The sequence below is a fragment of the Streptomyces sp. NPDC127114 genome (genome assembly GCF_042677525.1).
Taxonomy (GTDB): Bacteria; Actinomycetota; Actinomycetes; order Streptomycetales; family Streptomycetaceae; genus Streptomyces.
In genome coordinates this window covers 17159-41171 of sequence record NZ_JBHXTJ010000030.1, presented here as the reverse complement: position 1 = coordinate 41171, position 24013 = coordinate 17159, and the positions used below count along the sequence as shown (strand labels likewise).

General features: G+C 72.1%; 23 protein-coding genes. 1 reads left to right on the top strand and 22 read right to left on the bottom strand.

Annotated features, from left to right (window positions below; all coding sequences use genetic code 11):
• Nucleotides 1-39: 39 nt before the first annotated feature.
• From ACFVGS_RS26370 to pyrR, 14 genes are all read right to left on the bottom strand, one after another.
• On the bottom strand, nt 40-2187 hold the full coding sequence (locus tag ACFVGS_RS26370; RefSeq protein WP_385693902.1) for a primosomal protein N': 2148 nt from the start codon (nt 2185-2187) through the stop codon (nt 40-42).
• Between the two features lie 94 nt (nt 2188-2281).
• Entirely contained in the window at nt 2282-3490 is a 1209-nt protein-coding gene (metK, locus tag ACFVGS_RS26365; protein ID WP_384422438.1) for a methionine adenosyltransferase, read from the bottom strand.
• A 242-nt stretch (nt 3491-3732) separates the two neighbouring features.
• Nucleotides 3733-4947 (bottom strand): bifunctional phosphopantothenoylcysteine decarboxylase/phosphopantothenate--cysteine ligase CoaBC, encoded by a 1215-nt coding sequence (gene coaBC / locus ACFVGS_RS26360; protein WP_385693900.1) that lies wholly within the window; start codon nt 4945-4947, stop codon nt 3733-3735.
• Between the two features lie 131 nt (nt 4948-5078).
• Nucleotides 5079-5351 (bottom strand): DNA-directed RNA polymerase subunit omega, encoded by a 273-nt coding sequence (gene rpoZ / locus ACFVGS_RS26355; protein ID WP_005319902.1) that lies wholly within the window; start codon nt 5349-5351, stop codon nt 5079-5081.
• 28 nt (nt 5352-5379) lie between these two features.
• Entirely contained in the window at nt 5380-5943 is a 564-nt protein-coding gene (gmk, locus tag ACFVGS_RS26350; protein ID WP_384422435.1) for a guanylate kinase, read from the bottom strand.
• 61 nt (nt 5944-6004) lie between these two features.
• Nucleotides 6005-6328: an integration host factor gene (locus tag ACFVGS_RS26345; protein WP_128978280.1), complete on the bottom strand. Its 324-nt coding sequence runs from the start codon at nt 6326-6328 to the stop codon at nt 6005-6007.
• Between the two features lie 322 nt (nt 6329-6650).
• Nucleotides 6651-7499, bottom strand: a complete 849-nt coding sequence (gene pyrF, locus ACFVGS_RS26340; protein ID WP_385693896.1) for an orotidine-5'-phosphate decarboxylase — start codon at nt 7497-7499, stop codon at nt 6651-6653.
• Entirely contained in the window at nt 7496-8605 is a 1110-nt protein-coding gene (locus tag ACFVGS_RS26335) for a quinone-dependent dihydroorotate dehydrogenase (RefSeq protein ID WP_384422432.1), read from the bottom strand. The genes pyrF and ACFVGS_RS26335 overlap by 4 nt, the downstream gene beginning before the upstream one ends.
• 55 nt (nt 8606-8660) lie before the next feature.
• Entirely contained in the window at nt 8661-11969 is a 3309-nt protein-coding gene (gene carB, locus ACFVGS_RS26330) for a carbamoyl-phosphate synthase large subunit (RefSeq protein WP_385693893.1), read from the bottom strand.
• A complete protein-coding gene (gene carA, locus ACFVGS_RS26325; RefSeq protein ID WP_384422428.1) occupies nt 11962-13104 on the bottom strand; it encodes a glutamine-hydrolyzing carbamoyl-phosphate synthase small subunit in 1143 nt (380 codons plus the stop codon). The genes carB and carA overlap by 8 nt, the downstream gene beginning before the upstream one ends.
• Entirely contained in the window at nt 13101-13670 is a 570-nt protein-coding gene (locus tag ACFVGS_RS26320) for a hypothetical protein (RefSeq protein ID WP_384422427.1), read from the bottom strand. Before ACFVGS_RS26320 ends, carA begins: the two co-directional genes overlap by 4 nt.
• Entirely contained in the window at nt 13667-14953 is a 1287-nt protein-coding gene (locus ACFVGS_RS26315) for a dihydroorotase (protein ID WP_385693889.1), read from the bottom strand. The genes ACFVGS_RS26320 and ACFVGS_RS26315 overlap by 4 nt, the downstream gene beginning before the upstream one ends.
• A 4-nt stretch (nt 14954-14957) precedes the next feature.
• Nucleotides 14958-15929, bottom strand: coding sequence for an aspartate carbamoyltransferase catalytic subunit (locus ACFVGS_RS26310; RefSeq protein ID WP_384422423.1), 972 nt, complete (start codon nt 15927-15929; stop codon nt 14958-14960).
• A gap of 84 nt (nt 15930-16013) precedes the next feature.
• Nucleotides 16014-16577: a bifunctional pyr operon transcriptional regulator/uracil phosphoribosyltransferase PyrR gene (gene pyrR / locus ACFVGS_RS26305; protein WP_384422421.1), complete on the bottom strand. Its 564-nt coding sequence runs from the start codon at nt 16575-16577 to the stop codon at nt 16014-16016.
• A gap of 247 nt (nt 16578-16824) precedes the next feature.
• Between pyrR and bldD the strand changes: the two genes are divergently transcribed.
• Complete coding sequence (gene bldD / locus ACFVGS_RS26300) at nt 16825-17328, top strand: transcriptional regulator BldD (RefSeq protein ID WP_362532207.1); 504 nt, start codon at nt 16825-16827, stop codon at nt 17326-17328.
• A gap of 207 nt (nt 17329-17535) precedes the next feature.
• Here the strand turns inward: bldD and nusB are convergent, their stop codons facing one another.
• From nusB to aroC, 8 genes are all read right to left on the bottom strand, one after another.
• On the bottom strand, nt 17536-17973 hold the full coding sequence (gene nusB, locus ACFVGS_RS26295; protein WP_384422633.1) for a transcription antitermination factor NusB: 438 nt from the start codon (nt 17971-17973) through the stop codon (nt 17536-17538).
• Between the two features lie 2 nt (nt 17974-17975).
• Entirely contained in the window at nt 17976-18542 is a 567-nt protein-coding gene (gene efp / locus ACFVGS_RS26290; protein ID WP_384422635.1) for an elongation factor P, read from the bottom strand.
• Nucleotides 18543-18591: 49 nt separating this feature from the next.
• A complete protein-coding gene (locus ACFVGS_RS26285) occupies nt 18592-19698 on the bottom strand; it encodes an aminopeptidase P family protein (protein ID WP_384422636.1) in 1107 nt (368 codons plus the stop codon).
• Nucleotides 19699-19778: 80 nt separating this feature from the next.
• Nucleotides 19779-20648, bottom strand: a complete 870-nt coding sequence (locus tag ACFVGS_RS26280) for an AAA family ATPase (protein ID WP_385693883.1) — start codon at nt 20646-20648, stop codon at nt 19779-19781.
• Between the two features lie 124 nt (nt 20649-20772).
• A complete protein-coding gene (aroQ, locus tag ACFVGS_RS26275; RefSeq protein WP_384422640.1) occupies nt 20773-21219 on the bottom strand; it encodes a type II 3-dehydroquinate dehydratase in 447 nt (148 codons plus the stop codon).
• A complete protein-coding gene (aroB, locus tag ACFVGS_RS26270; protein WP_385693881.1) occupies nt 21216-22310 on the bottom strand; it encodes a 3-dehydroquinate synthase in 1095 nt (364 codons plus the stop codon). The genes aroQ and aroB overlap by 4 nt, the downstream gene beginning before the upstream one ends.
• Nucleotides 22307-22825: a shikimate kinase gene (locus tag ACFVGS_RS26265; protein WP_384422645.1), complete on the bottom strand. Its 519-nt coding sequence runs from the start codon at nt 22823-22825 to the stop codon at nt 22307-22309. Before ACFVGS_RS26265 ends, aroB begins: the two co-directional genes overlap by 4 nt.
• Complete coding sequence (aroC, locus tag ACFVGS_RS26260; protein WP_384422647.1) at nt 22822-24006, bottom strand: chorismate synthase; 1185 nt, start codon at nt 24004-24006, stop codon at nt 22822-22824. The genes ACFVGS_RS26265 and aroC overlap by 4 nt, the downstream gene beginning before the upstream one ends.
• Nucleotides 24007-24013 lie beyond the last annotated feature (7 nt).

The window sequence follows — 24013 nt, the reverse complement described above, 5'->3', positions numbered from 1 at the left end:
CGGGCGGCCCTTCGCGTGCCCGCCCGCATCCGCCGATGGTCAGCCGATGTCCGGCGGGTCCACCCGCACCCGCACCGGCTCGCCGCCGCCCCGCGCCAGCCGCGAGGCCTGCGCCCGCTTCAGGGCGGTGGCCAACGCGGCCCCGCTGCCCGGCGGAACGCGGATCAGCGCGCGGTCCCACTGCTCGCCCGGCGGGGTGTCGCCGGGGCGGCGGGGGCCGCCGGGACGGGTCACGGGCAGGGGCACGGGCCCGAGGATCTCGGCGTCCGGCGGCAGTTCGGCAGCGGCCAGGAAGGCCGCGAGGGCATCCGGCGGCGCGGACACCGCCGCCATGCGCGAGACGGGCGGGAAGCCCAGCTCGGCCCGCTCGGCCAGCTCCCGCTGGGCGTGCCCGACGGGGTCCCAGCGCACCAGGGCCTGCACGGGCCGCAGCGTCGGCTCGGCGACGACGACCACCGTGCCGCCCTCGCCCTGGCCGCGGACCAGTGAGGCGGCGTCGATCCAGCGGCGCAGGGCCTCCTCGCCGGCCCTCAGGTCGGGGCGGCCGAGCATGGCCCAGCCGTCGAGGAGCAGCGCGGCCGCGTAACCGCCCTCGGCGACCGGCTCGGCGCCCGGGGTGCTCACCACGAGCGCGGGCCGTCCCGGCACCCGGTCCAGGACGTGGTCGCGTCCGGAGGTGCGTACGGGCACGGCCGGGAAGGCCCGGCCCAGTTCCTCCGCCGTGCGCCGGGCGCCGACCACCTGGGCGCGCAGGCGGGTGGAGCCGCAGGCCACGCAGTGCCAGTCGGGGGCGCCGCGCCCGCACCAGCCGCAGTGCAGTTCCTGCTGCTCGGGAGCCTCCAGCGGCCCGGAACAGTGCCGGCAGCGGGCGGGCGTCCGGCAGCGCTCGCAGGCGAGTCGCGGCACGTAGCCCCGGCGGGGCACCTGCACGAGCACCGGCCCGGTCTTCAGCCCTTCCCGCACCACCTGCCAGGCGAGGGTGGGCAGCCGGGCGGCGCGGGCGGCCTCGTCGCGGGCGAGGTCGGTGTCGCCGACGGTCCGCACGAGCGGCGCGGCGGTCCGCACCTGGTCGCGTCCGGCGACGAGCGGCTGCGCCCAGCCGGAACCGACGAGCTGGGCGGCCTCGACGGTGCAGCTGGTGGAGCCGAGCAGGAAGGCGCAGCGGTCGTGGGCGGCGCGCAGCAGCAGGACGTCACGGGCGTGCGGCTGCGGGGCGTGCGGTTCGCTGTGGCTGGTGTCGCCGTCGTCCCAGATGACGGCGAGCCCGAGGTCCCGGACGGGCGCGAACATCGCGGCCCGGGTGCCGACGACCGCCCGGACGGCACCGCGCCGCACGGCGAGCCACTGCGCGTACCGCTTCTCGGGCCCGGCCTCGGCGGTGAGCAGCGCGTGCCGCCCTTCGCCGAGCAGTCCGGTCAGGGCGGCGTCGACCCGGCCGGCGGCCCGCCCGTCGGGTACGACGACGAGGGCGCCGCGCCCGGAGGCGAGGGTCGCGGCGACGGCGCGGGCGATCTCCTCGGCCCAGTACGGCCCGGGCAGCGCGTTCCACACCGCCCGCGGCACGCCGCCGCGGGCCAGCGACTCCAGGAACGCCGCGCCCCGCTCGTACCGCGCCCAGCTGCCCGCGGCGGGGGCGGCCGGCGGGGGCAGCGGCTCGGGCGAGGGTCTGCGTTCGGCGCTCGCGTTGCGCGGCGGGACGGCGAGCTGGAGCACGTCGGCGAGGCTGCCGGCGTACCGGTCGGCGACGGCCCGGGCGAGCCCGAGCAGCTCGGGGCCGAGCACGGGCTCGGGCGAGACGACGTCGGCGAGCGCGGCGAGGGGCCCGGAGTAGTCCGACTCGGCCCGCCGCTCCACCAGGAACCCGTCGATGAGCCGCCCGCCCTCGCGCCGCCCGCCCCGCACCTGGTGCGCCCCGGCGCCGAAGCGCACCCGCACCCGCACGCCGGGCTGCGCGGCGGCGTCCAGTTCCTCGGGCACGGCGTAGTCGAAGAACTGGTCGAGGTGGAGCACTCCCTTGTTCACCACGACCCGTGCGACCGGCAGCTCCTTGGCGAGCGCGGCCCCGCGCCAGGTCCGCGGCTTGGCCCGCGGCACCTTCGCCTTGCGCACGGTCTCCCGGATGAGCGCGAGCTGCTCGGGCTCCTCCGGCCCCTCGTGCCCCCCGGCCTTCTCGTTCTCGCTGCTCACAGCCCCATACCTACCAGACGGCACCGACAGCGGCTCCGGCACGCCGAAGGCCCGGCACCCCAAGGGGTTCCGGGCCTTCGGGCGGCTCCTGTGCTTACAGGCCCGCGGCCGCCTTCAGGGCGTCCACGCGGTCCGTGCGCTCCCAGGTGAAGTCCGGCAGCTCGCGGCCGAAGTGGCCGTAGGCGGCGGTCTGGGAGTAGATCGGGCGGAGCAGGTCGAGGTCGCGGATGATCGCGGCCGGGCGGAGGTCGAAGACCTCGGCGATGGCGTTCTCGATCTTCTCGGTCTCGATGGTGTTGGTGCCGAAGGTCTCGACGAAGAGGCCGACGGGCTCGGCCTTGCCGATCGCGTAGGCGACCTGGACCTCGCAGCGGGAGGCGAGGCCCGCGGCGACGACGTTCTTGGCGACCCAGCGCATGGCGTAGGCGGCCGAGCGGTCGACCTTGGACGGGTCCTTGCCGGAGAAGGCGCCGCCGCCGTGGCGGGCCATGCCGCCGTACGTGTCGATGATGATCTTGCGGCCGGTGAGGCCGGCGTCGCCCATCGGGCCGCCGATCTCGAAGCGGCCGGTCGGGTTCACGAGCAGGCGGTAGCCGTCGGTGTCGAGCTTGATGCCGTCCTCGACGAGCTGCTTCAGGACGTGCTCGACGACGAACTCGCGGATGTCGGGCGCGAGCAGCGACTCCAGGTCGATGTCGGAGGCGTGCTGCGAGGAGACGACCACGGTGTCGAGGCGGACGGCCTTGTCGCCGTCGTACTCGATGGTGACCTGCGTCTTGCCGTCGGGGCGCAGGTACGGGATGGTCCCGTTCTTGCGGACCTCGGTGAGGCGGCGGGAGAGCCGGTGCGCGAGGTGGATCGGGAGCGGCATGAGCTCGGGGGTCTCGTCCGACGCGTAGCCGAACATCAGGCCCTGGTCGCCGGCGCCCTGCTTGTCGAGCTCGTCCTCGTCGCCCTCGACGCGGGACTCGTACGCCGTGTCGACGCCCTGCGCGATGTCCGGGGACTGCGACCCGATGGAGACCGAGACGCCGCAGGACGCGCCGTCGAAGCCCTTCTTCGAGGAGTCGTACCCGATGTCGAGGATCTTGTTGCGGACGAGGGTCGGGATGTCGGCCCAGGCCTTGGTGGTGACCTCACCGGCGACGTGCACGAGGCCGGTCGTGATCAGCGTCTCGACGGCGACACGGGAGGTGGGGTCCTCCTTGAGCAGCGCGTCGAGGATGGTGTCGCTGATCTGGTCAGCGATCTTGTCGGGGTGACCCTCGGTCACGGACTCCGAGGTGAACAGACGACGGGACACAACGCTCCCTGGGGTTGCAGCGGCTGCTGGCTACTCGTTTACGGACCGGCAGGGGGCTGCGCCCCGCGACGTTCCGAGAACAGTCTATCGGGCACGGTCGGGCATGTGGCCAGGTCCCCGGCCGCGCGATTGCGTGATCTGTGCGGCGATCGACGCTCCGAGCTGGCATTTTGTCCCGATTTATGGAACTTCTCGCGGCCGTGGGGACGCAGTCCCGGCGTATCGCGAAGTTCGCTCGGAATTCACCCGGAGAGGGGGCGCAGCCGGGGCAGGACCAGATCCCACACGGTCTCCGCCAGCGCTTCCTTCGGCCCGTACGGCACGGGGGTCTCGGCACCGTCGGCGGCGAGGACCACGGCCTCGTTCTCCTCCGAGCCGAAGGTCTTGCGCTCGCCCACCTCGTTGACGACGAGCAGGTCGCAGCCCTTGCGCCGGAGCTTCTGGCGGCCGTTGGCGAGGACGTCGTCGGTCTCCGCGGCGAAGCCCACGACGACCTGGCCGGGCAGGGCGCGGTCGGCGGAGATCTCCGCGAGGATGTCCGGATTGCGCACCAGCTCGACGGTCGGGGCGCCGCCGTCGTCCGTCTTCTTGATCTTGCCGGGGGCGTAGGCGGCCGGCCGGAAGTCGGCGACCGCCGCCGCCATGACCACCGCGTCGGCGTCGGCGGCGGCCTTGAGGACCGCCTCGCGCAGCTGGACGGCGGTGCCGACCCGGACGACGTCCACGCCCGCCGGGTCGGGCAGGCCCGTGTTGGCCTCGATCAGGGTGACCCGGGCGCCGCGGGCCGCGGCGGCCTTCGCGAGGGCGTAGCCCTGCTTGCCGGAGGAGCGGTTGCCGAGGTAGCGGACCGGGTCGAGGGGTTCGCGGGTGCCGCCGGCGCTGATGACGACATGGCGGCCGGCGAGGTCGGGGGTGGTGACGCCGCGCGCCAGGACGCGGCGGCAGATCTCGAAGATCTCCCCCGGGTCGGGCAGCCGGCCCTTGCCGGTGTCGACGCCGGTGAGGCGTCCGACGGCGGGCTCGATGACCACGGCGCCGCGGCGGCGCAGGGTCGCCACGTTCTCCTGGGTGGCCGGGTGCTCCCACATCTCGGTGTGCATGGCCGGTGCGAAGACCACCGGGCAGCGGGCCGTGAGCAGCGTGTTGGTGAGCAGGTCGTCGGCGAGGCCGTGGGCGGCCTTGGCCAGCAGGTCGGCGGTGGCGGGGGCGACGACGACGAGGTCGGCGGCCTGACCGATCCGCACGTGCGGCACCTCGTGGACGGTCTCCCACACCTCGGTGGAGACCGGGTTGCCGGAGAGGGCCGACCAGGTGGCGGCACCGACGAAGTGCAGGGCGGAGTCGGTGGGGACCACCCGGACGTCATGGCCGGACTCGCTGAGCCGGCGCAGCAGCTCGCACGCCTTGTACGCGGCGATGCCGCCGCTCACGCCCAGGACGACCTTCGGCTTCGTCACCGCGCTCAACTCTGCTCCCCTGAAGGCTCGGATGCGTACGACTCCGGTGCGTACGACTCCATGAGACACCACAGGCCCGGCGGATGTTCCGCCGGGCCTGTGGTGACAAACGTGACAAGCGAGATGCGTGCTTACTGCGCCGGGCCCTCGATGGCCTCGGAGGTCAGCAGGCCCGCGTTGATCTCGCGCAGCGCGATCGAGAGCGGCTTCTCGTGGACGTGGGTGTCGACGAGCGGACCGACGTACTCGAGCAGGCCCTCGCCCAGCTGCGAGTAGTACGCGTTGATCTGGCGCGCACGCTTGGCGGCGTAGATCACGAGGCTGTACTTGGAGTCCGTCGCCTCGAGCAGCTCGTCGATCGGCGGGTTGATGATGCCCTCGGGCGCGGTGATGGAAGAGGACACGCTCTACCTTCCGAAGATGGAAAAAAGATCAGACAACGTTCATCAACGTTAGCAGCTCGCGCGCGACGTCCTCGACCGAGGTGTTGACGAGCGTGGTGTCGAACTCCGACTCGGCGGCCAGCTCGACCTTCGCGGCCTGGAGACGGCGCTCGATGACCTCGGCCGACTCGGTGCCGCGGCCGGTGAGCCGGCGCACCAGCTCCTCCCAGCTCGGCGGGGCCAGGAAGACCAGCTGGGCCTCGCCCATGGACTCCTTGACCTGCCGCGCGCCCTGGAGGTCGATCTCCAGGAGCACGGGCTCCCCCGCCTCCAGACGGTCGAGGACCGCGCGACGCGGGGTGCCGTAGCGGTTGCCCGCGAACTCGGCCCACTCCAGCAGCTCGCCGTTGGCGACCAGCTTGTCGAACTCGTCGTCCGTGACGAAGAAGTACTGGACACCGTGCTGCTCGCCGGGTCGCGGCTTCCGTGTCGTGGCCGACACCGAGAGCCAGACCTCGGGGTGGACCTTGCGCATATGAGCGACGACCGTGCTCTTGCCCACCCCGGAGGGGCCGGAGAGCACGGTCAGCCGCGGACGTACCTCTGCTGCCATGCAGCGATTATTCCAGCTTTACCGGTGTGCCCGGGACGCGCGGGTCCGGGCCCGGGCGCCGTCAGGCGCCGGCGCCGCCGAACTCACGCTCCAGAGAAGCGATCTGGTTGGAGCCGAGGCCACGGACCCGACGGCTCTCGGAGATGCCGAGTCGCTCCATGATCTGCTTGGCGCGGACCTTGCCCACGCCCGGCAGGGACTCGAGCAGCGCCGAGACCTTCATCTTGCCGATGACGTCATTGGTCTGCCCCTGCGCGATGACGTCGTGCAGGGAGGCGCCGGAGTGCTTGAGTCGATTCTTGACCTCGGCCCGCTCCCGGCGAGCCGCGGCGGCCTTTTCGAGCGCGGCTGCGCGCTGTTCAGGGGTAAGGGGCGGAAGAGCCACGCCTACGTCACCTCGGATGTCGAACTGTCGGATACGGACCGGTGGAAGCTGCACGCCCCGCGTGAGCGGGGCACCCCACACCAGTGGAGCAACGACCGACGTGGAGTACGCCGAACGCCGACTCTGTCCCGGAGACTAGCGGCCAAGACCGCCGGAGTCAGCGAGAACAGACGAAAAGTCCTGGTCAGCATCGACCGACCAGGACATTTCCGGCATAACGAAGCGGTTTTGGGTCAACTTTTGTCAAGGAGTGAGACGGCGAGGACACGCCGCCCGACCTGCGGATTGGCGAGAACCCGCCGAAATCGGCCCCCGGGGTGCCTCAGGCGCCCACGGCCTCCCTGATCTCGTTCGCGTAACGTTCCGCCGCGGCCCGCAGCGCAGCCCCGTCCGGACCTTCCTTGAGGACCCCGCGGCTGACGTTCGGGACGACGTTGCGGACCGCCGCGCCGAAGACCTCCGGGAGGTCGGCCGGGGTCGCGCCCTGGGCGCCGATGCCCGGGGCGAGCAGGGGCCCGTTGATGTCGAGGTCGAAGTCGGACAGGTCGCCGAGCGTGGCGCCGACGACCGCGCCGAAGGAGCCCATCGGGCTCTCCCCCGCGTTCTCCGCCGCCAGGTGCGCCAGCATCGTCGCGCCGACGGTCCGCCTGGCGGGATCGTCGGAACGAACCGCCCGCTGGACCTCCGCGCCCTCCGGGTTGGAGGTCAGCGCCAGGACGAAGAGCCCCGCGCCGGACTCCCGGGCCAGGTCCACGGCCGGCTTCAGCGAGCCGTAGCCGAGGTACGGGGAGACCGTGAGCGCGTCGGAGAAGAGCGGCGAGTCCTTGCGGAGGAAGGCCTCCGCGTAGGCGGCCATGGTGGAGCCGATGTCGCCGCGCTTGGCGTCCATCACGACCAGGCCGCCCGCCGCCCGCAGGTCGGCGACGGCGCGCTCCAGGACGGCCACGCCGCGCGAGCCGAAGCGCTCGAAGAACGCGGCCTGCGGCTTGAACACGGCGACCGTCTCGGCCAGCGCCTCCACGACCGTGTACGTGAAGCGCTCCAGGCCGTCGATGGTGTCCGGCAGGCCCCAGGAGGCCAGCAGGGAGGCGTGCGGGTCGATGCCGACGCACAGGGGGCCGCGCGTGTCCATGGCGGAGCGCAGGCGGGCGCCGAAGGATTCGTGGGTCACTGGGCGGCCTTTCGGGTGTCGGCGCCGACGGCCTCGGCGAGGGTGGCGTACGGGGAGGCGGCGAGGCGCGCGGCGAGGCCCTTGTGGATCGCGCGGGCGTAGAAGGGGCCCTCGTAGATGAAGGCGCTGTAGCCCTGGATCAGGGTGGCGCCGGCGAGGATCCGCTGCCAGGCGTCCTCGGCGTTCTCGATGCCGCCGACGCCCACGAGGACGATCCGGTCGCCCACGCGCGCGTAGAGGCGGCGCAGCACCTCCAGGGAGCGCTGCTTGACCGGGGCGCCGGACAGGCCGCCGGTCTCCTTGACGAGGGCCGGGTCGGACTTCAGGCCCAGGCCCTCGCGGGCGATGGTGGTGTTGGTGGCGATGATGCCGTCGAGGCCGAGCTCCAGGGCCAGGTCGGCGACGGCGTCCACGTCCTCGTCGGCGAGGTCGGGGGCGATCTTCACCAGCAGCGGGACGCGGCGGCCCTCGACGGACCGGTCGGCGGCCTCGCGGACGGCGGTGAGCAGCGGACGCAGCGACTCGGTGGCCTGGAGGTTGCGCAGCCCCGGGGTGTTCGGGGAGGAGACGTTGACGACCAGGTAGTCGGCGTGCCGGGCGAGCCGCTCGGTCGACTTCACGTAGTCGGCGGCGGCCTCCTCCTCGGGGACCACCTTGGTCTTGCCGATGTTGACGCCCACGACCGTCCTGAAGACCGGGTTGCGGGCGCCCAGGCGGGCGGCGACGGCGGCGGAGCCCTCGTTGTTGAAGCCCATGCGGTTGATCAGGGCGCGGTCCGGGACCAGCCGGAACAGCCGCTTCCTGGGGTTGCCGGGCTGGGCCTCGCCGGTGACCGTGCCGATCTCGACGTGGTCGAAGCCCAGCATGGCCATGCCGTCGATGGCGACGGCGTTCTTGTCGAAGCCGGCGGCGAGGCCGAAGGGGCCGTGCATGCGCAGGCCCAGGGCCTCGGTGCGCAGCTCCTTGTGGCGGGGCGCGAGGACGGCCGCGACGAAGGTGCGGAGCACGGGGATGCGGACGGCGAGCCGGATCCAGCGGAAGGCCAGGTGGTGGGCCTCCTCGGGATCCATGCGCTTGAAGACGAGGTCGAAGAAGAACTTGTACATGGAGGTGTCCTCAGCAAGAGGGGGACACCGTTTCCGGTGTCCCCCTTGTGGGCTGCTAGTCGCGGGCCGCGATCAGATGCGCCGCGTGTTCCTGGAGCGAGCGGACGCCCACGTCGCCGTGGTTGAGCGCGTCGATGCCCTGGACGGCCGCCGCGAGCGCCTGGACCGTGGTCAGGCACGGGACGGAGCGGGCCACCGCCGCCGTACGGATCTCGTAGCCGTCGAGGCGGCCGCCGGTGCCGTACGGGGTGTTGACGATCAGGTCGACCTGGCCGTCGTGGATGAGCTGGACGATCGTCTTCTCGCCGTTCGGGCCCTCGCCCTCGGACTGCTTGCGCACGATCGTGGCGTTGATGCCGTTGCGCTTGAGCACCTCGGCCGTGCCGGAGGTGGCGAGCAGTTCGAAGCCGTGGGCGACCAGCTCACGGGCCGGGAAGACCATCGAGCGCTTGTCCCGGTTGGCGACCGAGATGAACGCGCGGCCCTTGGTGGGCAGCGGGCCGTAGGCGCCGGCCTGCGACTTGGCGTACGCCGTGCCGAAGACGTTGTCGATGCCCATGACCTCGCCGGTGGAGCGCATCTCCGGGCCGAGGACGGTGTCGACGCCGCGGCCGTGGATGTCGCGGAAGCGCGACCACGGCATCACGGCCTCCTTGACGGAGATCGGCGCGTCCATCGGCAGGGTGCCGCCGTCGCCGTGCCGGGGCAGCAGGCCCTCTTCCCGCAGCTCGGCGATGGTGGCGCCGAGCGAGATGCGCGCGGCGGCCTTCGCGAGCGGCACCGCGGTCGCCTTCGAGGTGAAGGGCACGGTGCGGGAGGCGCGCGGGTTGGCCTCGAGGACGTAGAGGATGTCGCCGGCCATCGCGAACTGGATGTTGATCAGACCGCGGACGCCGACGCCCTTGGCGATGGCCTCGGTGGAGGCGCGCAGGCGCTTGATGTCGAAGCCGCCGAGGGTGATCGGGGGCAGGGCGCAGGCCGAGTCGCCGGAGTGGATGCCGGCCTCCTCGATGTGCTCCATGACGCCGCCGAGGTAGAGCTCGTGGCCGTCGTAGAGCGCGTCCACGTCGATCTCGATCGCGTCGTCGAGGAAGCGGTCGACGAGAACGGGGCGGATCGGGGAGATCTCGGTGGACTCGGCGATGTACGCCTCCAGGCGCGCCTCGTCGTAGACGATCTCCATGCCGCGGCCGCCGAGCACGTACGAGGGGCGTACGAGCACGGGGTAGCCGATCTCGTCGGCGATGGCCTTGGCGCCGGCGAAGGTGGTGGCGGTGCCGTGCTTCGGCGCGGGCAGGCCCGCGTCGGCGAGCACCTGGCCGAAGGCGCCGCGGTCCTCGGCGGCGTGGATGGCCTCCGGGGAGGTGCCCACGACCGGCACGCCGTTGTCCTTGAGCGCCTGGGCGAGGCCCAGCGGGGTCTGGCCGCCGAGCTGGACGACGACACCGGCGAGGGGGCCGGCCAGCGACTCGGCGTGGACGATCTCCAGGACGTCCTCGAGCGTCAGCGGCTCGAAGTACAGGCGGTCGGAGGTGTCGTAGTCCGTCGAGACGGTCTCCGGGTTGCAGTTGACCATCACGGTCTCGTAGCCCGCGTCGCTGAGCGCGAAGGAGGCGTGGACGCAGGAGTAGTCGAACTCGATGCCCTGGCCGATGCGGTTCGGTCCGGAGCCCAGGATGATCACCGCGGGCTTCTCGCGCTGCGCGACCTCGGTCTCCTCGTCGTACGAGGAGTAGAAGTACGGGGTCCTGGCGGCGAACTCGGCGGCGCAGGTGTCGACCGTCTTGTAGACCGGGCGGACGCCGAGGGCGTGCCGGACCTCGCGGACGACGTCCTCGCGCAGCCCGCGGATCTCGGCGATCTGGGCGTCGGAGAAGCCGTGGCGCTTGGCCTCGGCGAGCAGCTCGGGGTCGAGCTTCTCGGCCTCGGCGAGCTCGTCGGCGATCTCCTTGATGAGGAAGAGCTGGTCGACGAACCACGGGTCGATCTTGGTGTACTCGAAGACCTCCTCCGGCGTGGCACCGGCGCGGATGGCCTGCATGACGGTGTTGATGCGGCCGTCGGTCGGGCGGACCGCCAGCTCCAGGAGCTCGGTCTTGTCGCCGGGCTCGCCGGTGAAGGAGAACTGCGAGCCCTTCTTCTCCAGGGAGCGCAGGGCCTTCTGCAGGGCCTCGGTGAAGTTGCGGCCGATCGCCATGGCCTCGCCGACCGACTTCATGGTCGTGGTCAGCGTGGAGTCGGCGGACGGGAACTTCTCGAAGGCGAAGCGCGGGGCCTTGACGACGACGTAGTCGAGGGTCGGCTCGAAGGAGGCCGGGGTCTTCTCGGTGATGTCGTTCGGGATCTCGTCCAGCGTGTAGCCGACGGCGAGCTTCGCGGCGATCTTGGCGATCGGGAAGCCGGTGGCCTTGGAGGCGAGGGCCGAGGACCGGGAGACGCGCGGGTTCATCTCGATGACGATGATGCGGCCGTCGACCGGGTTCACCGCGAACTGGATGTTGCAGCCGCCGGTGTCGACGCCGACCTCGCGGATGATCGCGATGCCGATGTCGCGCAGGCGCTGGTACTCGCGGTCGGTGAGCGTCATCGCCGGGGCGACGGTGATCGAGTCACCGGTGTGCACGCCCATCGGGTCGAAGTTCTCGATGGAGCAGACGACCACGACGTTGTCGTTCTTGTCGCGCATGAGCTCCAGCTCGTACTCCTTCCAGCCGAGGATGGACTCCTCCAGGAGCACCTCGGTGGTCGGGGAGAGCGTGAGTCCCTGGCCGGCGATGCGGCGCAGCTCCTCCTCGTCGTGGGCGAAGCCGGAGCCGGCGCCGCCCATGGTGAAGGAGGGGCGGACGACGACGGGGTAGCCGCCGAGGGTGTCGACGCCCTTGAGGACGTCGTCCATGGAGTGGCAGATGACCGAGCGGGCGGACTCGCCGTGGCCGATCTTGCGGCGGACCTCCTCGACGACCTCCTTGAAGAGGTCGCGGTCCTCGCCCTTGTTGATCGCCTCGACGTTGGCGCCGATCAGCTCGACGTTGTACTTCTCCAGGACGCCCTGCTCGTGCATGGAGATGGCGGTGTTGAGCGCGGTCTGGCCGCCGAGGGTGGGCAGGAGGGCGTCGGGGCGCTCCTTGGCGATGATCTTCTCGACGAACTCCGGGGTGATCGGCTCGACGTAGGTGGCGTCGGCGATCTCCGGGTCGGTCATGATCGTGGCCGGGTTGGAGTTGACCAGGATGACGCGCAGGCCCTCGGACTTGAGGACCCGGCAGGCCTGGGTGCCGGAGTAGTCGAACTCGGCGGCCTGGCCGATGACGATCGGGCCGGAGCCGATGACCAGGACGGACTGGATATCGGTGCGCTTAGGCACGCTCGGCCTCCATCAGCGAAACGAAGCGGTCGAAGAGGTACGCGGCGTCGTGCGGGCCCGCGGCGGCCTCGGGGTGGTACTGGACGGAGAAGGCCGGCTGGTCGAGCAGCTGCAGCCCCTCCACGACGTCGTCGTTCAGGCACACGTGGGAGACCTCGGCGCGCCCGAAGGGGGTCTCGGACACCTTGTCGAGGGGCGCGTCGACGGCGAAGCCGTGGTTGTGCGCGGTGACCTCGACCTTGCCCGTGGTGCGGTCCTGGACCGGCTGGTTGATGCCCCGGTGGCCGTACTTCAGCTTGTAGGTGCCGAAGCCGAGGGCGCGGCCGAGGATCTGGTTGCCGAAGCAGATGCCGAAGAGCGGCGTCCTGCGGCGCAGGACCTCCTGCATGACGGCGACGGGTCCGTCGGCGGTGGCCGGGTCGCCCGGGCCGTTGGAGAAGAACACGCCGTCGGGGTTGACGGCGTAGACGTCCTCGGCGGTGGCGGTGGCGGGCAGCACGTGGACCTCGATGCCGCGCTCGGCCATCCGGTGCGGGGTCATGCCCTTGATGCCGAGGTCGACGGCGGCGACGGTGAACTTCTTCTCACCGACCGCGGGGACGACGTACGGCTCCTTGGTGGCGACCTCGGCGGAGAGGTTCGCGCCCTTCATCTCGGCCTGCTGGCGGACCTCGGCGAGCATGGTGCCCTCGTCGGGGAGCGCGCTGCCGGAGAAGATGCCGACGCGCATGGCGCCGCACTCGCGGAGGTGGCGGGTGAGGGCGCGGGTGTCGATGCCCTGGATGCCGACGACGCCCTGGTGGCGCAGCTCCTCGTCGAGGGAGCGCCGGGAGCGCCAGTTGGAGGGGACGCGGGCGGGGTCGCGGACGACGTAGCCGGCCACCCAGATGCGGGCGGACTCGGGGTCCTCGTCGTTGACGCCGGTGTTGCCGACGTGCGGGGCGGTCATGACGACGACCTGGCGGTGGTACGACGGGTCGGTGAGGGTCTCCTGGTAGCCGGTCATGCCGGTGGAGAACACGGCCTCGCCGAAGGTCTCCCCCACGGCCCCGTAGGCGCGACCGCGGAAGATGCGGCCGTCCTCCAGGACGAGTACGGCGGGAACCTTGGCAGCTCCCCTGGTGGAGGTTGTCATCGTGCGATGCCTTCCGTCGTGCTTGCGGTGTTCAGGTGGTTGACGGCCTCGACCCAGGCGGCGTGCTCGGCCGCCCGGTCGGAGCGGAAGCCGGAGTCGAGCAGCTTGTCGCCGTGGGCCCAGGTGACGACCAGCAGGCCGCCTTCGGTGAGGACCTTGCCGGCGATGCCCTTGTCGAGTCGGGCCTCGCGCAGGGCCTCGGCGGGGATCAGGAAGTCGTTCGCCCCGGGGCGTACGACGCTGATCCCGGCGTCCGTGAGGGTGAGCTCGGCGCGGCTGCGGGTGCCGAGGCCGTGGGCGACGATCCGGTCGAGCCACTGTCCGGCGGTGGTGGAGCCGTGGTAGCGGCCGCTGAGTGTCAGCCTGGCCGCTCCGGGCGCCTCCGGCAGCTCGGGGAGGGGCGGGAGGCCGGACTGGAGGCTGCCGCGCCACTTCCATCCCTGGCGCATCAGCCAGTAGACGAAGGCGACGAAGAGCAGCAGTCCGGCGACCCAGCCGAGCCGGCCGGCCCAGTCGGTCACTTCGGCCGACTTCGGTTCGGCCGCGAGGAGTACGAGTGGTGTCACGCCAGCTTCCCGTCGACGAGCGTTGCCCGGCCCCGCAGGAACGTGTGGGTGACGCGTCCCGGCAGCTCGCGGCCCTCGTAGGGGGTGTTGCGGCTGCGGGAGGCGAAGTCGGCGGGGTCCACGACACCACGGTATGCCGGATCGACCAGCGTCAGGTTGGCGGGCTCACCAGCCGAGACGGGGCGGCCGTGGCCCTTGGCCTGGCCGATCCGCGCGGGCTTCACGGACATCCGGTCGGCGACGCCGGCCCAGTCGAGGAGCCCGGTCTCCACCATGGTCTGCTGGACGACGGACAGGGCGGTCTCCAGGCCGACCATGCCCATGGCGGCGGCGGCCCACTCGCAGTCCTTGTCCTCGTGCGGGTGCGGGGCGTGGTCGGTGGCGACGATGTCGATGGTGCCGTCGGCGAGGGCCTCGCGCAGGGCCATCACGTCGCGCTCGGTGCGCAGCGGCGGGTTGACCTTGTAGACCGGGTTGTAGCTGCGGACCAGCTCGTCCGTGAGGAGGAGGTGGTGCGGGGTGACCTCGGCGGTGACGTCGATGCCGCGGGACTTGGCCCAGCGGACGATCTCGACGGAGCCGGCGGTCGACAGGTGGCAGATGTGGACGCGGGAGCCGACGTGCTCGGCGAGCAGCACGTCGCGGGCGATGATCGACTCCTCGGCGACGGCCGGCCAGCCGCCGAGGCCGAGCTCGGCGGAGACGACGCCCTCGTTCATCTGGGCGCCCTCGGTGAGGCGGGGCTCCTGGGCGTGCTGGGCGACGACGCCGCCGAAGGCCTTCACGTACTCCAGGGCACGGCGCATGATCACGGCGTCGTCGACGCACTTGCCGTCGTCGGAGAAGACGGTGACGCCGGCGGCGGAGTCGTGCATGGCGCCGAGCTCGGCGAGCTTCTTGCCCTCCAGGCCGACGGTGACGGCGCCGATGGGCTGCACGTCGCAGTAGCCGGCCTCCTTGCCGAGCCGGTAGACCTGCTCGACGACGCCGGCGGTGTCGGCGACGGGGAAGGTGTTGGCCATGGCGAAGACGGCCGTGTAGCCGCCGGAGGCGGCGGCGCGGGTGCCGGTGAGGACGGTCTCGGAGTCCTCGCGGCCGGGCTCGCGCAGGTGGGTGTGCAGGTCGACCAGGCCGGGCAGCAGGATCTGGCCCTGGGCCTCGATCACCTGGGCGCCGTCGGCGGACAGGTCCGTGCCGACGGCCTCGATGACCTCGCCGTCGATGAGGACGTCCTGCGCCTCGCCGCCCAGCACCTTCGCACCGCGGATAAGGATCTTGCTCATGGTCTTACTTCTCCTCGGTACGAGTGGACTGCGATTCGTTGCCGCCGAGCAGCAGGTACAGCACGGCCATGCGGATGGAGACGCCGTTGGCGACCTGCTCGACGACCGTGCAGCGGTCGGAGTCGGCGACCTCGGCGGTGATCTCCATGCCGCGGACCATGGGGCCGGGGTGCATGACGATGGCGTGCTCGGGCATCCTCGCCATCCGGTCGCCGTCGAGCCCGTAGCGGCGCGAGTACTCGCGCTCGGTCGGGAAGAAGGCGGCGTTCATCCGCTCGCGCTGCACACGCAGCATCATCACCGCGTCGGACTTCGTCAGCACGCTGTCGAGGTCGTAGGAGACCTCGCAGGGCCAGTGCTCGACGCCGACCGGGACCAGGGTGGGCGGGGCCACCAGGGTGACCTCGGCGCCGAGGGTGTGCAGCAGGTCGACGTTGGAGCGGGCGACCCGGCTGTGCAGGACGTCGCCGACGATGGTGACGCGCTTCCCGGTCAGGTCCTGGCCGAGGCCGGCGTCGCGGCCTACCAGGCGGCGGCGCATGGTGAAGGCGTCGAGCAGGGCCTGCGTGGGGTGCTGGTGGGTGCCGTCGCCGGCGTTGATGACGGGCGCGTCGATCCAGCCGGAGGTGGCCAGGCGGTAGGGGGCGCCGGAGGCGCTGTGCCGGATGACGACGGCGTCGACGCCCATCGCCTCCAGGGTCTGCGCGGTGTCCTTCAGGGACTCGCCCTTGGAGACGCTGGAGCCCTTCGCCGCGAAGTTGATCACGTCGGCGGACAGCCGCTTCTCGGCCGCCTCGAAGGAGATCCGGGTGCGGGTGGAGTCCTCGAAGAAGAGGTTGCAGATGGTGCGGCCGCGCAGGGTCGGCAGCTTCTTGATGGGCCGGTCGGCCACCCGGGCCATCTCCTCGGCGGTGTCGAGGATCTGGACGGCGTCGTCGCGGGTGAGGTCGGCGGCCGAGATGAGGTGACGCATCATCGGGGTTTCGCTCCGTGGTGGGAGTGTGCGGGCATGCGGGTGCGCAGGGATGTGCCCCGGAACCCGTGGGGAGTGCCGGTCCGGCTAGGAGGCGGGCTTGCTGCCGAGCAGCACGGTGTCGCGACCGTCCTCCTCGGCGAGCTGGACCTTGACCGTCTCCCGCAGCGACGTGGGGAGGTTCTTGCCGACGTAGTCGGCGCGGATGGGCAGCTCGCGGTGGCCGCGGTCGACGAGGACGGCGAGCTGGACGGCGCGGGGGCGGCCGATGTCGCCGAGGGCGTCGAGGGCGGCGCGGATCGTGCGGCCGGAGAAGAGGACGTCGTCGACGAGGACGACCAGGCGGCCGTCGACGCCGTCACCGGGGATCTCGGTGCGGCCGATGGCGCGGGCCGGCTTCAGCCGCAGGTCGTCCCGGTACATGGTGATGTCGAGGGAGCCGACCGGGATCTTGCTGCCGGTGATCGATTCGAGCTTCTCGGCGAGCCGGCGGGCGAGGTAGACACCGCGGGTGGGAATGCCGAGGAGGACCACGTCGTCGGCACCCTTGGCGCGCTCGACGATCTCGTGGGCGATGCGGGTCAGGACCCGCGCGATGTCGGGGGCCTCGAGAACGGGGCGTGCCGCATCGGTCTGCTGCTGTGCGTCCATATGAAAACGGACCTCCTTCTCCGCCTCACGGGACGGACCTTAAAGGACGTCGGAACTGCGCCGTCCACCTTACCAGGGGCGGATGAGTGCCCAGCTCACCACCCGTTCGCCACTCCGGGCGCCGTCCCCCGGAGGGGGGCGGTATGGACCATTCGGCTTGACGGGAGAGTGTCACGCTGCGTAACCTCACAGTGAGTTACCAGCCGCGCGGCGCAGCCGCAACGTCGTCTCAGCGTCCGGGAGCGTTATGTCCAGCGAATACGCAAAGCAGCTCGGGGCCAAACTCCGTGCGATCCGCACCCAGCAGGGCCTTTCCCTCCACGGTGTGGAGGAGAAGTCCCAGGGCCGCTGGAAGGCGGTCGTGGTCGGTTCGTACGAGCGTGGCGACCGCGCCGTGACCGTGCAGCGCCTGGCCGAGCTGGCGGACTTCTACGGTGTGCCGGTGCAGGAGCTGCTGCCGGGCACGACCCCCGGCGGCGCCGCCGAGCCCCCGCCGAAGCTGGTCCTGGACCTGGAGCGCCTCGCCCACGTCCCCGCCGAGAAGGCCGGACCGCTCCAGCGCTACGCGGCGACGATCCAGTCCCAGCGCGGCGACTACAACGGCAAGGTGCTGTCGATCCGCCAGGACGACCTGCGCACCCTGGCCGTCATCTACGACCAGTCCCCCTCGGTCCTCACCGAGCAGCTGATCAGCTGGGGCGTCCTGGACGCGGACGCGCGCCGCGCGGTCGCCCACGAGGACGCCAACTGACGCGGAACAGCTGAAGCAGAAACGTGCCGCCGGGCCCCGGGAGTCACCTCGACTCCCGGGGTCCGGCGCTTTTCGTGCCCGTGGCGGCGAGCGCCCGGCACGGCGGCGCGCGCGACGCGACGTCTGGTACGCGCTACCGGGTACGCCGAAGGGGCCCGCAGCACACGAGGTGCTGCGGGCCCCTTCGACTGCCGGGGACGGACGGACCTAGGCGTCCGCGTCCCGGCGCAGGCGCGGCTTCAGGTCCTTGAAGCGCGCCAGCAGACCGTTGACGAAGGTCGGCGAGTCGTCCGTGGAGAACTCCTTGGCGAGCTGCACCGCCTCGTCGATCGCCACCGCGTCCGGGGTGCCGTCCTCCCAGATCAGCTCGTACGCACCGAGGCGGACGATGTTCCGGTCGGCGACGGGCATCCGGTCGAGGTCCCAGTCCACCGCGTACGTCGCGATGAGCTCGTCGATGCGGGCCACGTGACCCGCGTAGCCCTCGACCAGCTGCATGGTGAACTCGTTGACCGGCGGCTGGCGCTCGTCCGAGCGGGCGAGCCGGACCTGGTCCGCGAGGACCTCCTGGACCGAGGTGCCGCGCTGGTCGGCCTCGAACAGGATCTGGAAGGCCCGCCGGCGGGCCTTGCTCCGGGCGGCCACGGTTAGTCGTTCACCCGGCCGAGGTAGTCGCTGGTGCGGGTGTCGACCTTGACCTTCTCACCGGTGGTGACGAAGAGCGGGACCTGGATCTCGTGGCCGGTCTCCAGGGTGGCGGGCTTGGTGCCACCGGTGGAGCGGTCGCCCTGGACACCCGGGTCGGTGTGCTGGATCGTCAGCGTGACGGCGGCCGGGAGCTCGACGAAGAGCACCTCGCCCTCGTGCCGTGCGACGGTGGCCTCGAAGCCCTCGATGAGGAAGTTGGCGGCGTTGCCGACGGCCTTGCGGTCGACGTGCAGCTGGTCGTAGGTCTCCATGTCCATGAAGACGAAGTAGTCGCCGTCCATGTAGGAGAACTGCATGTCACGGCGGTCGATGGTGGCCGTGTCGACCTTCACGCCCGCGTTGAAGGTCTTGTCGACGACCTTGCCGGACATGACGTTCTTGAGCTTGGTGCGCACGAAGGCCGGGCCCTTGCCGGGCTTGACGTGCTGGAACTCGACGACGGACCAGAGCTGGCCGCCTTCGAGCTTGAGCACCATGCCGTTCTTGAGGTCGTTCGTGGAAGCCACGGTTGCGGAATCTCCTGGACTGACGTGGGACCGGGAGGCGTGCGCGCCGCTACAGCGCGAGCAGCTCCTTGGTCGTGATGGTGAGTAGCTCGGGTCCGCCGTCCGCCTCCTGGCGTACGACGAGCGTGTCATCGATCCGGACCCCGCCCCGGCCCGGGAGGTGGACCCCCGGTTCGACGGTGACCGGCACACAAGCGTCCAGTTTACCCATGGCCGCGGGTGCGAGCTGCGGGTCCTCGTCGATTTCCAGGCCCACACCGTGCCCGGTGAGGGGTGTCGACGTGTCGCCGTGACCCGCCGCGGCGAGAATCTGTCGGGCCGCGTGGTCGACGTCGCGGTACTCGGCGCCGGGCGCGAGCGCCTCCCGTCCGGCCCGCTGAGCGGCGAAGACGAGGTCGTACAGCTCGATCTGCCAGTCGGCGGGAGTGGTCCCGATGACGAAGGTGCGGCCGATCTCGCAGCGGTAGCCACGGTAGTTGGCGCCGAGGCAGACCGAGAGGAAGTCGCCCTCCTCGACCCGGCGGTCGGTGGGCCGGTGCCCGGCCCGGCCGGAGTGCGGCCCGGTGGCCACGGAGGTCGCGAAGGCCGGCCCGTCGGCACCGTGGTCGACGAGCCTGCGCTCCAGCTCCAGGGCGAGGTGCCGCTCGGTACGGCCGACCAGGATCGACTCCAGAAGCTCCCCGAGCGCCTGGTCGGCGATCTCGGCGGCGATCCGCAGACAGGCGATCTCGTCCTCGTCCTTGACGATCCGCAGCTGTTCGACGGCGCAGGACAGGTCGGCGAGCCGCAGCCCGGGCGCGACCGAGCCCATCGCCCGGTGCCGGGCGACGGTCAGATGGTGCTCCTCCACGGAGAGGGCGTCCACGCCGGCCTTGCGGGCGAAGTCCACGCCCGCGACCGCCGGATCACCGCCGCCGGCCGGCAGCACCAGCTGCCGCAGCGCCTCGTCCACCCGCCCGTCGGCCGGGTCGCCGCCGGGCGCGGTGGGGCGCAGCAGCACGTCCTCGGCGGGCCCGAGCAGCAGCACGGCCCCGGCGGGCGAGCCGCCCGTGAGATAGCGGACGTTGGCGGGGCGGGAGACCAGGGCCGCCGGGCTGCCCGCGGCCACGCAGCGGTCGCGCAGCCGGTCCCGGCGTTCCGCATACACCTCTGACATGCTCCGAGCCTACGAGCGCCCGGACGCGGCGGCCTGTTGTGCGGGGCCGACCGGGCGCCCGACGGCGGCGCCCGCGGTGGTCACGCGGGCGGCTGGCCGGATATCGCGCGGGCCAGGACGTCGTCCAGGACGCGGGCCGTGGTCTCCACGTCGAAGGTGGAGTTGTCGATGATCGGCAGGCCGGAGCCGTACCAGCCGGCCATCCGGCCGTGGATGGCGGCGACCTCCTCGTCCGAGAGGCGGCGGTTGCCGCTGCGTTCGGCGTTCCGCTCGAGGACGACGTCGAGGCCGGGGAGCAGCACCACCGGGAGCAGGCCGGGGCCGACGTGGCGCTTCCAGCCGCCGAGGCCGACGACCGGCCAGTCGGGGAAGACGGCGTCGTCGAGGATGCAGGAGATGCCGTTGGCGAGGAAGTTGCGGGCGGCGAAACCGCAGGTGCGGCGGGCGAGACGGTACTGGGCCTCGGAGTTCTCGTTCCAGCCGGACTGGGGGTCGGCGAAGCCGGAGCAGACCCATTCGCGCACGTCGTCGAGGCTGATGTGGGCCGTCGGCACCGGCCGGCGGCCGGCCCAGTGGCGCGCGACGGTCGTCTTGCCCGCGCCGGCCGGGCCGATGAGCAGGACGGCGATGGTGGCGCCGCCGGTACCGGTCACGGCGGGCGGCACGGTAATGGGACCGGTGAGCTGCCCGGTGACCGGGACACCCTGAGCGCCCGGGGCCGCCGGGGCTGCGGGCGCCCCGCCCCAGCCGGGCGGCGTCGCCTGCGCGGGCGGCGGACCCATCGGCGGACCCTGCGGGGCGGGGGGCGCCGGAGGCGCCGGGTGCCCCGGAGGGGCGGGGTAGGGGTGGTGCGCCGGAGCGGGCGGGACGGGCGGGGGGCCGCCCTGGACCCAACCGGTGTGGCCCGCGGATTCCTGCGGTGGCAGCGGAGCCCCCATTCCGTGCTGCATCCGGTGCCCCACTCCGTTTCCTGCCGGCAATGTTTCCGTCGTTGCCGGAACGTTACCGCCCCCGGCTTCCGTAGGGGAAACGGCCGGGGGCGGATCGACGTGCCCAGGAGGGTGACGCGGGGGCTCAGGCTTCCAGTTCCTCCGCGAGCGCGCGCAGCGCCAGCCGGTAGGAGCCGATGCCGAAACCCGCGATCGTCCCGGTGGCCACCGCGGCCACCACCGAGGTGTGCCGGAACTCCTCCCGCGTGTAGGGGTTGGAGATGTGCACCTCGATCAGCGGCGCGGTGCGCTGGGCCGCCGCGTCACGCATCCCGTACGAGTAGTGCGTGAAGGCGCCCGGGTTGAGCACGACCGGGAGGGAACCGTCCGCCGCCTCGTGCAGCCAGCGGATCATCTCGCCCTCGTCGTTGGTCTCGCGCACCTCGACGTCGAAGCCCAGCTGCTCGCCGAGCGTGCGGCAGGACTCCACGAGCCCCTTGTAGGAGGTGGCGCCGTAGATGTCGGGCTCGCGCGAGCCGAGGCGGCCGAGGTTCGGGCCGTTCAGGACGAGAACGCGACGGCGCTCGCTCACGCGGACACCTCGCCGTAGGCCGCGATGAGCACGGCCGGGTCCGGGCCCTCGAGAACCGTCGGCTTGCCGAGACCGTCGAGGACGATGAAGCGCAGCAGGTCGCCCCGGGACTTCTTGTCGACCTTCATGGTCTCGAGCAGCTTGGGCCACTGGTCGCCGCGGTAGGTGAGCGGCAGGCCGACGGACTCCAGGACGGCGCGGTGCCGGTCGGCGGTGGCGTCGTCGAGCCGGCCGGCCAGCCGGCCGAGCTCGGCGGCGAAGACCATGCCGACGGAGACTGCGGCGCCGTGCCGCCACTTGTACTGCTCGTTCTTCTCGATGGCGTGGGCGAGGGTGTGCCCGTAGTTGAGGATCTCGCGGAGGCCGGCCTCCTTGAGGTCGCCGGACACCACCTCGGCCTTGACCCGGATCGACCGCTCGATGAGCTCGGCGGTGTGCGGCCCGGCGGGGGTGCGGGCGGCCTGCGGGTCGGCCTCGATGAGGTCGAGGATCACCGGGTCGGCGATGAAACCGGCCTTGATGATCTCGGCGAGGCCGCTGACGTAGTCGTGCACCGGCAGCGAGTCGAGCGCGGCGAGGTCGCAGAGCACGCCGGCCGGCGGGTGGAAGGCGCCGACGAGGTTCTTGCCCTCGGCGGTGTTGATGCCGGTCTTGCCGCCGACGGCCGCGTCGACCATGCCGAGCACGGTCGTGGGGACGGCGATCCAGCGCACACCGCGCAGCCAGGTCGCGGCGACGAAGCCGGCCAGGTCGGTGGTGGCCCCGCCGCCGACACCGACGATCACGTCGCTACGAGTGAAGCCGGTCTGCCCGAGCGCCTTCCAGCAGTAGGCGGCGACCTCGGCGGTCTTGGCCTCCTCGGCGTTGGGCACCTGGATGGCGACGGCCTCGTAGCCCTGCTCGGCGAGGTCCTCGCGCAGCGCCTCGCCGGTCTCGGCCAGCGCCTCGGGGTGGATCACGGCCACGCGCCTGGCCTGGGGGCCGACGAGCGCGGGCAGCTCGCCGAGCAGCTGCCGGCCGACCAGTACCTCGTACGGGTCGGTGCCCGCGGAGCCGCCGACCTGGATCCGGGTCACTTCCTGGTCCGTCATACGTCCTTCAACTCCAGTGCGTCGAGGATCGCGGCGGCGACCTCTTCGGGCGTGCGCTCGTCGGTGGCGACGACGACGCTCGCGACTTCTTCGTACAGGTGGCGCCGCGCGTCCATCAGCTCGCGCCACTGGCGGCGCGGGTTGACGGCGAGCAGCGGCCGGGCGGCGCCGAGGCCGACGCGGCGCACGGCCGCCTCGACGTCCATGGACAGGTACGCGACGGGCAGCCCGCGCAGCAGGGCACGGGTGCCGGCGTCGAGCACCGCGCCGCCGCCGAGCGCGAGGACACCCTCGTGCTCGGCGACGGCCTTGCGCACGGCTTCGCGTTCGAGGGCGCGGAAGTGGTCCTCGCCGTCCTCGACGAAGATGTCCGCGATCTCGCGCCCCTCGGTGGCGACGATGTCCGCGTCGGTGTCCCGGTAGTCGGCGCCGAGCCGCTCCGCGAGCAGCGCGCCGACGGTGGACTTGCCGGAGCCCATGGGTCCGACGAGGACGACCAGCGGGCCGGCGGTCACCGGATGTGGAGGTTGTCGAGGTAGGACCGGACGTTGCGACGGGTCTCGGGGACCGAGTCGCCGCCGAACTTCTCCAGCACGGCGTCCGCGAGGACCAGCGCGACCATCGCCTCGGCGACGATGCCCGCGGCCGGGACGGCGCAGACGTCGGAGCGCTGGTGGTGCGCGGCCGCGACCTCGCCGGTGGCGACGTCGACGGTGGCGAGCGCACGGGGCACGGTGGCGATGGGCTTCATCGCGGCACGGACGCGCAGCAGCTCGCCGGTGCTGAGGCCGCCCTCGGTGCCGCCGGCGCGGCCGGAGCTGCGGGTGAGGCCCTCCTCGCCCTTGACGATCTCGTCGTGGGCCTGCGAGCCCGGCACGCGGGCGAGCTCGAAGCCGTCGCCGACCTCGACGCCCTTGATGGCCTGGATGCCCATGAGGGCGGCGGCGAGCCGGGCGTCGAGGCGCCGGTCCCAGTGCACATGGGAGCCGAGGCCGACGGGCACGCCGTACGCGAGGACCTCCACGACGCCGCCGAGCGTGTCGCCGTCCTTGTGGGCCTGGTCGATCTCGGCGACCATCGCCTTCGACGCGTCGGCGTCGAGGCAGCGCACCGGGTCGGCGTCGAGCTTCTCGACGTCGGCGGGGGTCGGGTAGACGCCGTACGGGGCCTTGGCGGAGGCGAGCTCGACCACGTGGGAGACGATCTCGATGCCGGCCGCCTCCTTCAGGAAGGAGCGGGCGACGGCGCCGAGGGCGACGCGGGCGGCGGTCTCGCGGGCGCTGGCGCGCTCCAGGATCGGCCGGGCCTCGTCGAAGCCGTACTTCTGCATGCCGGCCAGGTCGGCGTGGCCGGGGCGCGGGCGGGTCAGCGGCGCGTTACGCGCCGAGTTCGCCAGCTCGGCCGGGTCGACCGGGTCGGCCGCCATGACCTTCTCCCACTTGGGCCATTCCGTGTTGCCGACCATGACGGCGATCGGCGAACCGAGCGACAGTCCGTGCCGGACACCACCCAGGAAGGTGATCTCGTCCTGCTCGAACTTCATGCGGGCACCGCGTCCATAGCCGAGGCGCCGCCGTGCGAGATGGTCCGCCACCAGCTCCGTGGTGACCGGAACACCGGCCGGAAGTCCCTCAAGGGTTGCAACCAGCGCGGGGCCGTGAGACTCCCCCGCCGTCAGCCAACGCAACCTGCTCAACGATGCT

Bases quoted from the DNA above. Each gene is read 5' to 3' on its own strand.
- gmk (WP_384422435.1), bottom strand. From the start codon at position 5,943: ATGGCAGCAGAGGTACGTCCGCGGCTGACCGTGCTCTCCGGCCCCTCC.
- ACFVGS_RS26335 (WP_384422432.1), bottom strand. From the start codon at position 8,605: ATGTACAAGTTCTTCTTCGACCTCGTCTTCAAGCGCATGGATCCCGAG.
- carA (WP_384422428.1), bottom strand. From the start codon at position 13,104: ATGACAACCTCCACCAGGGGAGCTGCCAAGGTTCCCGCCGTACTCGTC.
- ACFVGS_RS26315 (WP_385693889.1), bottom strand. From the start codon at position 14,953: ATGAGCAAGATCCTTATCCGCGGTGCGAAGGTGCTGGGCGGCGAGGCG.
- ACFVGS_RS26310 (WP_384422423.1), bottom strand. From the start codon at position 15,929: ATGATGCGTCACCTCATCTCGGCCGCCGACCTCACCCGCGACGACGCC.
- pyrR (WP_384422421.1), bottom strand. From the start codon at position 16,577: ATGGACGCACAGCAGCAGACCGATGCGGCACGCCCCGTTCTCGAGGCC.
- bldD (WP_362532207.1), top strand. From the start codon at position 16,825: ATGTCCAGCGAATACGCAAAGCAGCTCGGGGCCAAACTCCGTGCGATC.
- ACFVGS_RS26285 (WP_384422636.1), bottom strand. From the start codon at position 19,698: ATGTCAGAGGTGTATGCGGAACGCCGGGACCGGCTGCGCGACCGCTGC.
- ACFVGS_RS26280 (WP_385693883.1), bottom strand. From the start codon at position 20,648: ATGCAGCACGGAATGGGGGCTCCGCTGCCACCGCAGGAATCCGCGGGC.
- aroB (WP_385693881.1), bottom strand. From the start codon at position 22,310: ATGACGGACCAGGAAGTGACCCGGATCCAGGTCGGCGGCTCCGCGGGC.